10 protein-coding genes are annotated in these 15,187 nt (G+C 59.8%); 2 read left to right on the top strand and 8 right to left on the bottom strand.

The window, feature by feature from the left end:
• Positions 1-9 precede the first annotated feature (9 nt).
• The 7 genes from ISO4_RS00240 to ilvD all read right to left on the bottom strand — a co-directional run bounded on the left by ISO4_RS00240 (position 10) and on the right by ilvD (position 10,914).
• Positions 10-726: a M48 family metallopeptidase gene (locus ISO4_RS00240; RefSeq protein WP_194854753.1), complete on the bottom strand. Its 717-nt coding sequence runs from the start codon at positions 724-726 to the stop codon at positions 10-12.
• Positions 726-3,845, bottom strand: a complete 3,120-nt coding sequence (locus tag ISO4_RS00245; RefSeq protein WP_194854754.1) for a type I restriction endonuclease subunit R — start codon at positions 3,843-3,845, stop codon at positions 726-728. The genes ISO4_RS00240 and ISO4_RS00245 overlap by 1 nt, the downstream gene beginning before the upstream one ends.
• A gap of 78 nt (positions 3,846-3,923) precedes the next feature.
• Positions 3,924-4,418, bottom strand: a complete 495-nt coding sequence (locus tag ISO4_RS00250) for a type II toxin-antitoxin system VapC family toxin (protein ID WP_194854755.1) — start codon at positions 4,416-4,418, stop codon at positions 3,924-3,926.
• The gene (locus ISO4_RS00255; RefSeq protein ID WP_194854756.1) at positions 4,393-5,484 is read right to left on the bottom strand and encodes an XRE family transcriptional regulator; all 1,092 of its coding nucleotides are present in this window, start codon (positions 5,482-5,484) and stop codon (positions 4,393-4,395) included. Before ISO4_RS00255 ends, ISO4_RS00250 begins: the two co-directional genes overlap by 26 nt.
• A gap of 615 nt (positions 5,485-6,099) precedes the next feature.
• Positions 6,100-7,365, bottom strand: a complete 1,266-nt coding sequence (locus ISO4_RS00260; RefSeq protein WP_194854757.1) for a restriction endonuclease subunit S — start codon at positions 7,363-7,365, stop codon at positions 6,100-6,102.
• On the bottom strand, positions 7,358-9,082 hold the full coding sequence (locus ISO4_RS00265) for a type I restriction-modification system subunit M (protein ID WP_194854758.1): 1,725 nt from the start codon (positions 9,080-9,082) through the stop codon (positions 7,358-7,360). The genes ISO4_RS00260 and ISO4_RS00265 overlap by 8 nt, the downstream gene beginning before the upstream one ends.
• A gap of 143 nt (positions 9,083-9,225) precedes the next feature.
• Positions 9,226-10,914 carry a dihydroxy-acid dehydratase gene (gene ilvD / locus ISO4_RS00270; RefSeq protein WP_194854759.1) on the bottom strand — a complete coding sequence of 563 codons (1,689 nt, stop codon included), beginning with the start codon at positions 10,912-10,914 and terminating at the stop codon, positions 9,226-9,228.
• Positions 10,915-11,134: 220 nt separating this feature from the next.
• Between ilvD and ISO4_RS00275 the strand changes: the two genes are divergently transcribed.
• Positions 11,135-13,126, top strand: coding sequence for a CocE/NonD family hydrolase (locus ISO4_RS00275; protein WP_228547807.1), 1,992 nt, complete (start codon positions 11,135-11,137; stop codon positions 13,124-13,126).
• A gap of 4 nt (positions 13,127-13,130) precedes the next feature.
• Here the strand turns inward: ISO4_RS00275 and ISO4_RS00280 are convergent, their stop codons facing one another.
• Positions 13,131-13,997, bottom strand: coding sequence for a LysR substrate-binding domain-containing protein (locus ISO4_RS00280; RefSeq protein ID WP_194854760.1), 867 nt, complete (start codon positions 13,995-13,997; stop codon positions 13,131-13,133).
• 93 nt (positions 13,998-14,090) lie between these two features.
• On the opposite strand from ISO4_RS00280, the gene ISO4_RS00285 reads away from it, so the two are divergent.
• A complete protein-coding gene (locus ISO4_RS00285; RefSeq protein ID WP_194854761.1) occupies positions 14,091-15,128 on the top strand; it encodes a YeiH family protein in 1,038 nt (345 codons plus the stop codon).
• Positions 15,129-15,187 lie beyond the last annotated feature (59 nt).

Below are 15,187 nucleotides of genomic sequence, written 5' to 3' on the forward strand. Positions count from 1 at the left end.
ACAGCAGCATCACAAGGCAGACACCCGGTGGCCATTATGCTTAAGCCAGTCTCGGCTTTGCTCGTAGTCAGGCAGTATCCGCCCGACCTGCCCCCAAAATTCCGGGGAATGGTCATGGCGGATCAAATGGCAGAGCTCATGGACCACCACATAATCCACCATCCGATTCGGCGCCATCATGATTTGCCAGTTGAACTGCAGCTCCCCTTTGGCGGTGCAACTACCCCAGCGGGACTTGAAGGTCTTGATGGCGACGCCGGTGGGTTCCACACCGACCTGCGGCGCCCAACGGGCGACTTTTTCCTTTAACTTCAGTTCCGCCTGGCGCTTATACCAGCGAATCAGGGCATTGCGAATCATGTGGGGCTGCTGCGAACCCTGAGGGACCGAGACCACCAGGCGGCCTTGAACCAGCTTCACCGGGGCGAAAGGCCCCTTCTCCACTTTCAGGCGGTAGTTGCGGCCCAGGTACGAGAAGGCCTCACCGGACACGTAGCGCTTGCTGCTGGCCGGCGCCATTTCCTGGTGGAGAGCAATTTTCTCTTTGATCCAGCGGCGTTTGGCGGTCAGCAGGTCGTCAATGCGTTCTGCGGGGGTGTTCGCCGGCACCACCACGGTCACCGCGCCCTCTTCGACCCGGATGTCGGCGGACTTGCGCCGGTTGGTGCGAACCACCTCCGCGATAAAGCCCTTTGCTTCACGGTATTCAGGCTTATTCACGCGCATCACTGAAACTTCGTCTTTGCCAGATCCATAAAGCGCTCCTGCACGGTGGTCACGATGGCTCTGTCATCAAAACTGCAATCCATGATGGTCCGTTTGATGGCTTTCTTCATTCGCCTGATCTCTTCTCCCTTGCTGAAGAAATCGACAATCCGGGTGGCTTCATCAAACGTATCCACCAGGGTCCGGGTGGCGGCCTTGATCTCGTCGTGTACGGCTTCGTCCAGCAGTTCCTCGCCGGTGTGCCGGAGCACTTCCGCCATGAGGATGTTGTAGAACGCCAGCTCGGTTTCCGTGAGCCCCAGATTCTCAGCGGTCTTCTTACGATCGCTTTCCAGGGTGCCGACCATGTCCAGAAGCAGCTCCAGTTGCTGCTCCCACTTGCCGTTGCTCTTCTCGATAATGTCCCGCAGGCGCAGACTCAGAGACTTGTAGTACTCTGGGTCTTCTTCGAGGTTCACGGTAATGTGGTGCTTGATGGCGCTCTCGATCTCGGAGGCGCGGGATTCCGGTGACTTGATCTGCGCCACGGATTCCCGGAAGTTCGCCGCCATTAGATCCACCGGCGGGATCTTCGGATCCACGCCGGTGCTGATGATGTGTTCATCCACCAGCCGGCGTACTTTCTCGCCGGCATCGGCGATATTCAGGCCTGGGTCGCGGTAGCGGTTGCGCGCGGCGTTCTGCACCTTGCCCCACAACTTCAGGTCGGGAATAAAAGGCCTGCCCGCCGGGTCGGGCAGCACCACATCCATCTGCTTGGCGAACCGCCTGTAGGCCAGCTCGAACTGCTGACGAAGGTCATCGTCCTTGAGAAGCAGGACATAATCATCTATGTCGTGACCCTTAAGACCTGAGAAGATATTGGCTACCCGAGTGTGCGTTGCTTTCAGCTTGGGAATTTCATCTTTCAGCGTGTGGTAGGTGCCTTCCACGTCATCGCTGCTGAACTTGTCCAGCGCATCGGTCAGGTAGTCCGAGAGGCCGTAATAATCCACCACAAAGCCTGCCTGCTTCCCTTCATAATTGCGGTTCACCCGCGCGATAGCCTGCATCAGTGTGTGGTCTTTCAGGCTACGGTCGATGTACATCACCTGGGCGAGGGGTGCATCGAAGCCGGTAAGTAGCATGTCCTTGACGATCAAAAACGTCAGTGGGTGCTCACTTACGGGCTTCTTGAAGCCGTCAATAGCTTGCTTCTGGCTGGCCTTGTCCGTGTAGGGGGCCAGGTAGCCGGGGTCGTTGTGCCCGCCGCTGATAATCACCTCGGACGGCGGTGCGCCCAGCTCATCCAGGGTCTTCTTGTACACCGTGGCCGCATGGCGGCTGCCCACAACGATCATAGCCTTGAAGCCGTTGGGCTGGATGTGCGCCCGGTAATGTTCGAGCAGATCAATACACACCCAGCGAATGCGCGCCGGAGCTTCACGTACGGCACGCTCTACCCCGTACTTCTTCTTGATCTCTCGCTTTTCCTCATCGCTGGAATGCTTGAAATACTCATCAAACAGCTTGTCCAGGGACTCGCCCACCACCTCTGTCTGGGCCTGACGACCTTCGTAGATAATACGCACCGTCGCGCCGTCTTCCACGGCTTCATTGATCTTGTACTGATCAATGTAGCCGCCAAAGGCCTGACCCATCTTCTGGGTCTTCAGTAGCGGGGTGCCGGTAAAGCCAATCTTGGGGGCATTGGGTAAGGCCGCGTTAATGGTGGCGGCCAAGCCGCCAAACTGCGTGCGGTGGGCCTCATCCGCCAGCACGATAATTCTGTCGCTGGGGTTCAGGTCAGCGAAGTCGCCTTCCGCTTCCGCGTCCTGGAATTTTTGCACCATTGCCGTAACGATATCGGAAGCGTCCTTGGTGAGCAGCTCCTTGAGCCGCGCCACAGAGGTGGCGTTGTAGATGGTTTCGCTCTGGGCATCGCGGAAAGTGGCGGAAAGCTGGCTATCGAGCTGGGTGCGGTCGGTGACGAAGACCAGCTTGTACTTCTGCAGCTCCGGATCACGGCGCATCTTCACAGCTAGCATAACCATGGTGAGGGATTTACCCGAGCCCTGGGTGTGCCACACCACACCGGATTTCTCCTTGCGGGTGGTGCCGCTCTTCAAACGCTCAATGACCTTGTTCACCGCCCGGTACTGCTGGTAACGGGCCACTTTTTTGATCACGCGACCTTCCACCGGCTCGAACAGGATGAAATTCCGGATCAAATCGAGAAAATTGTCCCGGTTGAATAAGCCGGCAAGGAGCCGCTGCTGGGTGTTAATCTCCGCTTGATCCCCTTCGCCTCCCGCAGCCGTCCGTCTGGCGTTTTCCAGGTACGCAGTTGAAGGCACCTCCGCGACTTTATAGGCGGATTTGGCGCCGGACCCGCCCACCAGCTTGTCAGGAACCGATTTCGTCAGCAGCGCGCGGATATCCTGATCTGTGTAGGGGTGAGCGTCTTTCCAGTCACCGTAATGCTGGGCCATGGCGCTGATGGTGCCGACCCGCGCCCGGTCCCGGCAGGTGGAGACCATCAACTGGTTGTACCAGAACAGCTTCTGCGCCCCTTCCTCGTCTTCGGGGCGGCGCAGGTTGGCGTAGCGGCGCAACTGGTTGATGCCCTCGCCGATGGCATCGGCCACATAGGGGGATTTGCACTCGATCACCGCCAATGGCAGGCCATTCACGAAGCAGACGATATCGGGACAGATGTTCTGGTTAAGTCCTTCCACCTTGAATTGACTAGTGCAGAGAAAGTCGTTGTTAGCCGGATTGTCGAAATCCACCACGGTGACCGTCTGGCCCTTGCGGCCCGAGCCCAGATCCTGCTCGAACGCCAGGGCGTGATCCCCAGTGCAGCAAAGCATTTCCCACAGGGCCTGGTTGTACTCAATCAGGCCGGCGAAATTCGGATGGGTAAACTCGCGCATTACCCTGCGAAAATTTTCCTCGCTGAGCCAGGGGTTCAAGCGGCGTAGAGCGAGCCCCAGGCGCTCAGCCAACACCACATCACGAAAATAAGCGCGTTCACCACCCTCCGGAGCAAGGTCTGCACCCGGCACATATTGCCACCCCTGGTGAATCAGCTGTTGAATGGCTGGAATTTCTACCTTGTCGGCTTCGTCCTGATACACGAAATGCTCTCTATTGTTATAGCTCTGTAGGCAAGCCACACCTTACCCATAAATGAAGCTGTGCAATAGTAGCCAATGTCAGTGGTTGGACCACTTTTTAATGCGCTGATTACACTCGGTATCAGGTAATCGAGCCCCCCTATCCAGCATTGCCTGGAGTGCGGCTGCCAAATCAGGACCTCTGACCACATCAAGCCTGAACAACTCATCCAGAATCCACAAAACTCCCCGCACCTCCAGTTTCTGCCCTTGCCCTGCAACTCGCAGCTTTTTATCCCCCGTCACCAACAGCCAGCCATTCTCACGAGCAATCAGGTAGCAAGACACATCAGCCAAAGAAGGGTTGTGAAGCTCCTTTTTGAGCTCAAACAGAACCTGCAATTCCTCCGGGGCGAACCCTTGAACCGCCAAACCACGCTCTTCCAGTGCCTGGCCCGGCGGCTTATGCAACTCGAAATAGGCGAATTCGGATGTCACAAACTGGTACGGCAACTCAAACGCCGCATCCAATAACCCTCCATGATGCAGGTCGATCCAGATATTGGTATCAGAGACCAGTATCTTTGAGGGCATCCTGTCCTCCATTTTCTGGCAGATTCTGCATCACGCGGTCTATCTGCTCCAGGCTGGTAGCCAGCAACTCAGCAGCTCGTGACGGAGTAATAAGGTCCTCCGCCAGAGATCGGAATACCAACTGCCTCAAACGGTATGAACGCTCTGCCGGCAATGGCTCGGGCTCATTGCGGCGATATCTCTTGACCGACCACTTTTGACAGATATTCCGATAGACACTGGTGTTAATAACATCGAGATCATACAAGCGCCTTAAAGCAGCTTGCATGGATATACCCCACTCGTGCTTTACCAGCAAAAATTCCGCTTCATAAAACCGCTTTCTGTGATATCCAAATGCATCAAACACTTGACTCTTTGGAAACAAGAGAGCACCAGCAAAACGGTGGCACCAGTGCTCTTCTTCTTTGGTTTCCTGAATCGTCTGAGGCAAGCGCATCACGAGATGCCCCAGCTCATGCGCAAGATTAAAGCGCTGTCGCTCACCAGGGCGATCCAGGTTACTGACAATCACAGCATCATTGCCCCCGTTAACCACCGCACAAAGACCATCAAACTTATCGTGACTATCGTCCAACCCGACGACTTTGACCCCATGCTCTTCTAGGATTTCGGTCAGGTTTCGAATCGGATTATGGCCAAGATTCCAGGCTTTTCGGAGATCATCAGCGGCCTGCTCTACTCCATCAAGATCATTCACTGCAAAATGTTGGTGCCATTGCTTGAAGCTATGGAGAGCCTCCGATTCAAATAGATTCTCGGCAGCCATATAGCGCTCCATGTGCTCACGCACACGCTCTTTAACCACTTCCTGCTGACGCTTACCAAAGGCGGAATGTTTGCGAAAATCTACTGCTCCCAGTTCAACGCTGTCGGCACGGAAAAAGTATTCAGGTTTAACACCCAGGACGTTGGCCAGCTGGATCAATCGGGTGGAGTTGGGCGCGTCCTTGCCCTGCTCGTATTTGGAAATAGCCTGTTTAGAAATACCCCCCATCTGGTCGGCTACTTCCTGCAAGGTCATTCCCTTTAAGGCACGCGCACGACGAATCCGCTCATGCAACATGATGACTCCTCCTAAAATTTGGGGCGCGAGTTGACTTTTTATAGTTATCCACAGGCCGTCAACCCTTAGTTGACAATTCTGAAGAAAAAGTTCAAATTGTCAACTAAGAGGGCACAATGAGAGAATCCAGGGTAACTACTGGGATGGCGTGATCATTCCGGTAAGAGATCCCCGCCCGGGTGGCAGCCCGGGCGGGATACGCAAAAGAGCAGGACTTAGCACGGCAGCCCCGCTCTCTTGGCAGTTGCAATGGACATTGCGTGATGGAGGTTAGACCTTGCCATGCAGCAAGTCAATTTGCCGAGTTTCCAAGGCCGTGGAAGGTATATGGAGGTGGCCCATGGCTCGCAAAGACAGCGACTATGAGATCATCTTCCGCCCTTACATCCGGAAGAACGGCAAGATTATTCGCCCCAAAAAGGGCAAGGTCTTTCCGATCAAGGTACGTAAGAAGCGGTAGAACCGATGGGAGGGCTCAGCCCTCCCGTTTTACTTTCCGCAGCGTGACCAGCATCACCTCCAGGTAATCGCTGCGCTCATCCCCGGGCTGCCCAGGCGCCAGCTCGGCACCGGACACAAAAGCCCAATTGCTTCATCCTGAAACAGGACGATTAGTCACGCCGATAAGGCGGCTGCGGCCTCATCTTTATAGACATTAACCCTCACCTTGCCTGTGAGTAGGTCTTGCATTAAGGCTTTTTTGGCGGATACCAATGAACGGTATTTTTTCTCAATACAGACGATCTTCGATGATACTGAATTTACGATATCGAAAATTTCGGCCTGCTCATCGAGTGAAGGCAGAATTACCGGGAAAGTCTTCAAGGTAGTCGCATTAAGATTTTGCTGAGCGCCTCCTGCCTGCCCCCCGACGACAAATTTCTTACCATAATCTGAATTGATGAGGAGAGCTAGATAACCTGGATCCAGCTCACCTTTCTTAGGTCGAGATATTAGCGTTGTAAAACTATGGCATCCGTCAAATTCTTTCGGAACAATAGCTGATACACCTGGGTAACCGGTTCTAACCGTGAGCACATCACCTTCCCTAATTTTCTTAGACGCATTCTCATCCGAGAATTGCTGGGAAATGTGCAGCATATCCGTCGCCCGAATACTGCCCTCTAGAATATTTTGATTCCGAAGTATGGGTACGCCTTTCTGAGCATACGCATGAGTTGTGGAACTCGCGATACCTACGCTGATTTTTGAACACAAATCAACAAGGGGAACAACCTCCCAATCATCGGGAATCTGCCCCACGGGCGAGTTCTTGAACGCCGTATGCGGAGCGCCGTCCAGCCCAGCGCCTTTGGTCAACAGCTCCTGCATCAGGCCGGCTTTCAGGTCTTTCAGTTTATCGATCTGTGCGCGTGTTTTTTCGATCACGTCATCTACGGAGGACAGGATGGCTGCGATCTTTTGCTGTTCGAGAAGAGGGGGAGCCAGAACCCTCTCCTTGAAAAGCGAACTAGGCTGGATTCGTTTTGATCCGGTGCCAGAGGCTATTTTTTCTAACCCCTTATAGTATTCATACCTACTTATGTATTGAAAAAGCCAACTTACGGAAAACCCGTCATAAATATCAAAGGCAGGGATATCTTGCGAAGACCCAAACCCATCAAGATGCTTCGGTATCACTCCAACAGCACCATTATGCAGATTCTGCTTGCCGTATATCAGCTGACCATGAAATCGTTTGAAATGGGTCGTTGATCCGACAGTGTCAGTAGCTCTTTCGTCGCGCTTATGAACACCCTGCAAATGCAGCCTTACAGAGATCCGGCGCGCCGGGTCATCATAGCCAATAGGGATGCGGCTTTCACTTAGAATCTGACCTAACCTGACTACCTTCCACCCCTTGGGTACTATGTCACTCATACCCCAGCCCCCTCAGATACCCCTTCATCACGGTTTCTGCTTCCGCTACCTGGACATCTAGCTCACTCAGTGACACCCGGTATTTGTCCCACCAACGCTCAAGTTGGTTGATAACCTTGGCATCGGCTTCGCCTACGGCGTCACGGATTGCTCCCCTGCTATCGATCTCCGGCTTGAAATCGTAGTAGTTCTCATTCCGTCTGACAAACACCATAGACACATCAAAGTCTTCCAGAATCTCTTCGCGGATATACTCGCTCTCCACTTCCCGCACCGGAATGCCGCCGTGGAGGATGGCGCGCACATCGAAGATTTCCGGGGGCGGGCTGGTGTCGGCGTAGCGGCGGATGTTGAGGTTGAAGCCGTTGTCTTCGATCTCGGCCAGCGGCACTACCTTGGAGTAGCGCTTGATCTCCTCGAAGGTCTCGAAGGTCGTCACGATCTTGTCGATATCCTGCTGGCGCAGCTTGTTCTGGTTCTTGCCTTCCTCGTATTCCAGCTCGCTGTTGATAAACAGCACCTTGCCTTTGCGGTCAGCGGGCTTGTGCTTGTTGATGATCAGCAGGCAGGCAGGAATTCCGGTGCCGTAGAACAGGGCGGCGGGCAGGCCGATGACGGCTTCCAACAGGTCATCCTTAAGAAGGCCCTGGCGAATAGCTTTCTCGCTGGCGCCCCGGAACAGCACACCATGAGGCATGACCACGCCCATCATGCCTTCAGCGTTGAGGCTGGCGATCATGTGCTGGACGAATGCAAGATCCCCGGCGTCCTTGGGGGGCGTGCCGTAGGGGAATCGGCCGAAGGCATCGCTGTCGGCCTCTTCTTTGCCCCATTTCTTCAGGCTGAAGGGCGGGTTTGCGATCACCCGGTCGAAAGTCATAAGTTCGCCGCCCTGGGTGTGCTGCGGCTCTCTTAATGTATCGCCCTTGCGGATATCGGCACTGTAGACCCCATGCAGGAACATGTTCATCTTGCAGATGGCCCAGGTATTCAGGTTCATCTCCTGCCCGCACAGAGACAGGTTGGCGGGGTTCTCACCGTGGGTGGCCAGATAGTTTCGGGTTTGTACCAGCATACCGCCGGAACCCGCGGTGGGGTCATAGATGCGCATACCGGCTTCAGGCTTAAGAAGGGAGACCAACAATTGCACCACTTCCGAGGGGGTATAGAACTCCCCGCCCTTCTTGCCGGCGCTGTCGGCAAACATCTTGATCAGGTATTCGTAGGCAGTGCCGAGCAGGTCGGGTCGCTCGAAATCTTCATTACGCAACCGGTGGCGGCTGAAGTGGCTGAGCAGGTCGCGCAGCTTTTTGTCGGTGAGCTTGTTCTTGATGTTGAAGTCGATGGACACCAGCACCCCTTCCAGGGAGCCGTTGAACTCTTCGATGGCTTCGGTGGCCTTGTTCAGCTCGGCCCCAATGTCGTGCTTCAAGTCTTTCAGGGCGCCCCAACGAGCTGTCGGAGGAATGTAGAAGGTCTTGTCATACTCGTCCACGTCATCGGCCAGTGCCTGCGCCTGCTTCTTGGACTTGCCCTTGCCCAGGTAGTACTGCACCACCGTTTCCTGGGCCTCCTCGAAGGCATCCGACAGGCGCTTGAGGAACATCATGCCGAAGATGTAATCCTTGTACTCGGAGGCATCCATGTTGCCGCGCAGGATATCGGCGGCCTCCCAGAGGAAGGATTCGAGTTGCTGCAGGGTCAATTTTGCGGTCATTTATCGTTCTCAATGTCTGTTCTTATCTGGCTTCTTGTCGGTTAGCCAAGGCTTATAGCCCTGCAAAGGTTCCTTCCCGGCACAAGCGTGGGCCCTGGCCAGGGAAGCGAGAGCACCTTTCAGGTTTATCGACACAGGCCGCGTCAGTCGCCGTCGGTGATGGCGCCCAGGGACGCGGAGCTGACGGTCCTGGCGTATTTGGCCAACACACCGCGGGTGTAACGCGGCGGCGGCGCGGTCCAGGCGGCGCGGCGGCGTTCCAGTTCCGCCTCCTCCACGTTCAGGGTGATGGTGTTCGCCTCGGCGTCGATGATGATTTCGTCGCCGGTCTCCACCAGGGCGATGGGGCCACCCTCCTGGGCTTCCGGGGTCAGGTGGCCGACCACGAAGCCGTGGCTGCCGCCGGAGAAGCGGCCGTCGGTGATCAGCGCCACGTCCTGACCCAGGCCACGGCCCATGATCGCGGACGTGGGGGTGAGCATTTCGCGCATGCCCGGGCCGCCCTTGGGCCCTTCGTAGCGGATCACCAGCACGTCGCCGGCGGTGACGGTGCCGTCCATGATGCGGTCGGTGGCTTCTTCCTCGGAGTGGAACACCCGCGCGTTGCCCTTGAAGTAGGTGCCTTCCTTGCCGGTGATCTTAGCCACCGCGCCGGTGGGCGCCAGGTTGCCGTAGAGGATGCGCAGATGGCTGTCCTTTTTGATCGGCTTGTCCAGGGCGTGGATGATGTCCTGCTCTTCCGGGTAGGGCGCCACGGTTTCCAGGTTTTCCGCCAGGTTTTTGCCGGTGACGGTGAGGCAGCCGCCGTGCAGCAGGCCGGCGTCGAGCAGGGTTTTCATCAGCGGCTGGATGCCGCCGATGGCGACCAGCTCGCTCATCATGTAGTGGCCGCTGGGGCGCAGGTCCGCCAGCACCGGCACCCTCTTGCCGATGCGGGTGAAGTCCTCCAGGGACAGCGCCACGTCCACGGTGTGCGCCATGGCGATCAGGTGCAGCACCGCGTTGGTGGAGCCACCCAGGGCGATCACCACGGTGATGGCGTTCTCGAACGCCTCGCGGGTGAGGATGTCGCGGGGTTTGATGTCCCGATCGAGCAGCTTGAGCACCGCCTCGCCGGCGGCACGGCAGTCTTCCAGCTTGTCGTTGTCCTCGGCGTTCTGGGCGGAGCTGCCCGGCAGGCTCATGCCCAGGGCCTCGATGGCGCTGGCCATGGTGTTGGCGGTGTACATGCCGCCGCAGGAGCCGGCGCCGGGGATCGCCTCTTCCTCCACCTGTTTCACTTCGATCAGTGACTTGTCGCCCTTGGCGTGGGCGCCCACCGCCTCGAACACGGAGATCAGGTCGGTGTGGTTCTTGCCCGGTTTGATGGTGCCGCCGTAGACGAACACCGACGGCCGGTTGAGCCGCGCCAGCCCCATCAGGCAGCCGGGCATGTTCTTGTCACAGCCGCCGATGGCCACCAGGCCGTCGAAGCCCTCGCAGCCGGCCACGGTCTCGATGGAGTCGGCGATCACTTCCCGGGACACCAGCGAGTACTTCATGCCCTCGGTGCCGTTGGCGATGCCGTCGGACACGGTGATGGTGTTGAAGATCACGCTCTTGCCGCCGGCGGCGTCGGCGCCCCGGCCGGCTTCGTCCGCCAGGGTGTTGATGTGCATGTTGCACGGCGTCACCCGGCTCCAGGTGGACGCGATGCCCACCTGCGGCTTGGTGAAATCCTCGTCGGTGAAACCGGTGGCGCGCAGCATGGAGCGGCTGGGTGCCTTGCCCACGCCGTCCACGACCGGGGCGGAATAACGGCGGCGGGGATCGGAAGCGTGGTCGTCGGTCATCGGATTTCTCCTGTCGGCAAAGCGGAAACGGGTGGCGAAGCAGCATACCAGTGATCCCGCTGTTACACAGCGCCACATAAACCCAAGCTTCGTCACCGATTCGCACCATCGTGCCAACAGTGGCCGGCGCCGCCACTGGGTAACCTTGCATAGACAAACAACTGACTAGCCCAGGCCGGTCGGCTTCCCCATTAATCCAATAATGCCAGGGGACACCAGCATGCTTCTTCTTCGCCACGCGGGGCAGCACCTTCCGCTGCCCGTTCTGTTTTTCCTGACCCTCTTCGCGCTCGCCGGTTGCGGCGGTGGCGGCAGCGACAGCGCCGGACCCGGCCCGCAAACGGCGAACGCCGGCGACCCGGAGGCACCGGCGCCGACCACACCGCCGGCGCCGGAGCCCGAACCGGAACCGCAGCCCGAGCCGGTGAATCTGACCTGGGACGCGCCCTATGAGCGCCCCGAGGAATACCCCGGCACCGTGGACCTGCCCCAGCAGTTGATCACCCTGCGCGACGGCATCCGGCTGTCGGCCACGGTGACGCTGCCCGCCGACGAAAACGGCGAGCCCGCCGACGGTCCCTTCCCGGTGGTGGCCACCTTCACCGGCTACAACCAGTTCCTGGGCGCCATCGGCGCCGCCGACCCCTATCTGGTGAAGCGCGGCTACGCCTACATCATTGTCGATATGCGCGGCACCGGCGCCTCCGAGGGCACCTGGCAGGCGTTCAGCGAGGTGGACCATCAGGACATCGGCGAGCTGCTCGACTACATCGACGACCAGCCCTGGAGCAACGGCACCCTCGGCATGAACGGTGCCTCCTACATGGGCATCACCGGGCTGCTGGCCGGCGCCCAGCGCCCGGACGGCGTGGACGCCGTGTTCGCCATCGTGCCGATGGGCGACGCCTACCGGGACATCGTGTTCAGCGGCGGCCAGATCAACGCCGGCTTTATTCCGCTGTGGGTGGCGCTGGTCACCGGCCTGGGCATCATTCCCACGCCGGTGGGGCTGGAGAACGACGAGCCCGGTTACTACCTGAACACCCTGCTGGATCATCTCACCGGCACCCTCACCGAGTTCCCGGTGCCGGTGGTGGGCGGCGCGCTGATCGGTGACGACAACAAGTACGACAACGATTTCTGGCGCCAGCGCTCGCCGCTGGAACAGATCGACAAGATCACCGCGCCCACCTTCGTGGTCGGCGGCCTGCGCGATATTTTCCAGCGCGGCGAGCCGTTGATTTATGAAGGGCTCAAGAACAACGGCACCACCAGCAAGCTGCTGATCGGTCCCTGGGAACACCTGGACGGTTCATCCGGCGCCGGGCTGCCGGCGGACGGCGTGCCGGCCCTGGCCAACATCCGTCTGGCCTGGTTCGACCAATACCTGAAAGGCATGGACACCGGCGCCGGCGACTACCCACCGGTAACCCAGTACTACACCGGCGCGGAGCGCTACATCACCGCCGCCGACTGGCCGCACCCGCAAGCGCACGCCGAAGTGTTTTATCTGCATGGCAAGCCGGGCCTGCCGCTGTTCGGCGAGATCAATCGGGAGGCGCCCACCGGCAACCGCCGCACCTCGCTGCTGCAAACTCCGGTGAACGGGCTGTGCTCCGCCAGCGCCAGCCAATGGACCGCCGGCGTGCTGGGCCTGATCACGTCGCCGTGCAAGGAACAGAACAACGTCACCGAGCTGTTGGAAGCGGTCTACACCAGCGAGCCCATGGAAGAGGATATGGCCATCAACGGCCCGATCGGCGGCCAGATCTGGGCCTCCACCACGGCACTGGACAGCAATGTGGTGGTGCGGGTCAGCGTCGTGGACCCCAACGGCCTGTCCCGGGAGCTGACCAACGGCATTCAGATGGCCTCGATGAGCGACTTCAACGCCACCCGATCGCGCTTCATGGACGGTAAACTGATCCAGCCCTGGCACCCGTTCACGGCGGCATCGCAGCAGCCGGTGGGCCCGCTGCGGCCGTTCCGCGCCGACGTGGAGGTGTTCCCCACCAGCGCGGTGATCCCCGCCGGCCACCGGCTGCGCATCAGCGTCGGCGCCAGCGACCTGCCCCACGGGCTGAGCCCGCTGCCGGACCTGCTGCAAGGGCTGCTCGGCCTGCTCACGGTGTACAGCACGCCGGCGATGCCGTCGCGGGTGAATATCCCGCTGGTGCCGACATCGGCGCTGGGCGAACCGGCCACGACCTGAGTCCTCAGTCAGCCGGGCCGGCCATGGACGCCAACAGCGCGCGTTCACCGGCGCCGCTGCCGCGTTGACGATGGTGCAGCCGATACAACGGTCGCACCAGCCGGGACTGCGCCCCCGGCACCGTTTTCAGCCGACCGTCGCGCAGTGCGGCGGCGGCCGCCACCTCACTGACGTAACCGACCCCGGCGCCGGCCAGAATCGCCTGGCGGACCGCCTCGCCACTGCCCAACTGCAGCACCCGCTGCGCCGGCGGGAAGGCATCCGCCAAACGCTGCTCAATCACGTTACGGGTTCCCGACCCCGGCTCACGCATGACCCAGGCCCAGCGCGACGGATCGTCGCCCAACGCCGCTTGCCGGTCGGCAGCCACCACCCGCAACAGAACGTCGTCGTGCCAGCGATGCACACTCAACAGCCGGTGCGACACCGGTCCCTCCACAAACGCGAGATCCACCGCCATATCCAACAACAGACGTACCGCCGCATCGGTGTTGACCACCTGCATGTCGACACGGGCATCCGGATGCCGTTGACGGAAAGCCGCCAAACGCGCCGGCAGGTAATAGCTGCCAAGGGTATGCGTGGCCGCCAGGGATACTTCCAGCACCGGCGCCTGGAACAGGGTCTCGCAACGGGTGGCCTGGGCCAGCAAAGCCCGCGCTTCCGGCAACAGTTGCCGGCCCGCCGCATTGATACGCAGTCCGCGCCCGACCCGGTCGAACAGGGCGGTATCCAAACGGGCCTCCAGACCCGCCAGCGCCTGACTCACCGCCGGCTGCGTGAGTGCCACCGCCTCGGCGGCGGCGGCCACGCTGCCGGTTTCCGCCACGGCCAGAAACAGCCGCCATTGTCTTAAGGTCGTGTCATTCATAAGTTTATTTTAGTTATATCTAAATAATTATTAAATATATTAATTTCCGGCCGGCTCGCATAGTGCCTCCCTGACATCGCTACGGAGGCCCTGATGACATCACCGATCACACTCCCCGCGGCGCGGCGCCTGCCGTTCGCACTGCTGATACCGGCCTGCGCCGCCCTCGCCGCCGCCATCGCGGGCACCGCCTGGGCCAGCGCCCTGGGGCTAAGCACCCTGGCACTGGCGCTGCTCGGCGGTTTGCTGCTCACCCAGGGACTGCCGGCACGCTGGCGCGAAGCCGGCGCCCCGGCCTTGAGCTGGTTCAAGGGGCCGGTGCTGAAAACCGCCATCGTCCTGTACGGTTTGCGCATTCCGCTAACGGCGGTGGCCGACCTCGGCCCGCGCATCGTGGCACTCAACGCCGGCCAGGTAATCGTCAGTCTGTTACTCGCCGCCTGGCTGGGACGCCGGCTGGGCATGACCCGTCCGGCGGCGCTGCTGATCGGTGCCGGCAACGGCATTTGCGGCGCCGCCGCGGTGCTGGCGGCGGAACCGGTGCTACGTGGTCGCGACCGGGATACCGCGATGGCGGTGGCGGCGGTGGTGATTTTCGGCACCCTCAATATGTTGTTGCTGCCGATCCTGTTCCACCAATGGCCCACACTGCTCGGCGAGCCGGCACAATACGCCGTGCTCACCGGCACCACGGTGCAGGAGGTGGCGCAAGTATTGGTGGCGGCCCAGGCCATGTCGCCCACCCTGGTGGACCAGGCACTGTTGGTGAAAATGGTACGCGTGATGATGCTGGCACCGGCGTTGTTGGCGCTGGCGGCGTGGCGCCCGAGCGGCGACGTAGCGGCGACCACGAACGCCGCCCCTCGCCCGCGCATCGGCGTACCGCCGTTCGCCCTGCTGTTCGTCGCCGCGCTGCTGGTCAACGGCCTGGGCCTGGTGCCCAACGCCGTGGCGGCCCCACTGGCCATTCTGGATGACGCCTTGCTGGCGCTGGCCATGGCGGCCCTGGGACTGAGCACCCACGCCGGCCTGTTGCGTCAGGCCGGCTGGCGCCCGCTGGCGCTCGGCGCGGTACTGTCGCTGGCCACCCTGAGCATCGCGGCGCTGGCCCTGCGCGCCGGGTTCCATTAATGGCGCCAATCGCGACGATAAACGAAATGCGTTCTATTGTTCACCACGGTTTGCGATAC

The organism is Alloalcanivorax venustensis ISO4 (genome assembly GCF_015356855.1).
GTDB lineage: Bacteria > Pseudomonadota > Gammaproteobacteria > Pseudomonadales > Alcanivoracaceae > Alloalcanivorax > Alloalcanivorax venustensis.

Bases quoted from the DNA above. Each gene is read 5' to 3' on its own strand.
- ISO4_RS00240 (WP_194854753.1), bottom strand. From the start codon at position 726: ATGCGCGTGAATAAGCCTGAATACCGTGAAGCAAAGGGCTTTATCGCG.
- ISO4_RS00250 (WP_194854755.1), bottom strand. From the start codon at position 4,418: ATGCCCTCAAAGATACTGGTCTCTGATACCAATATCTGGATCGACCTG.
- ISO4_RS00255 (WP_194854756.1), bottom strand. From the start codon at position 5,484: ATGTTGCATGAGCGGATTCGTCGTGCGCGTGCCTTAAAGGGAATGACC.
- ISO4_RS00260 (WP_194854757.1), bottom strand. From the start codon at position 7,365: ATGAGTGACATAGTACCCAAGGGGTGGAAGGTAGTCAGGTTAGGTCAG.
- ISO4_RS00265 (WP_194854758.1), bottom strand. From the start codon at position 9,082: ATGACCGCAAAATTGACCCTGCAGCAACTCGAATCCTTCCTCTGGGAG.
- ilvD (WP_194854759.1), bottom strand. From the start codon at position 10,914: ATGACCGACGACCACGCTTCCGATCCCCGCCGCCGTTATTCCGCCCCG.
- ISO4_RS00275 (WP_228547807.1), top strand. From the start codon at position 11,135: ATGCTTCTTCTTCGCCACGCGGGGCAGCACCTTCCGCTGCCCGTTCTG.
- ISO4_RS00280 (WP_194854760.1), bottom strand. From the start codon at position 13,997: ATGAATGACACGACCTTAAGACAATGGCGGCTGTTTCTGGCCGTGGCG.
- ISO4_RS00285 (WP_194854761.1), top strand. From the start codon at position 14,091: ATGACATCACCGATCACACTCCCCGCGGCGCGGCGCCTGCCGTTCGCA.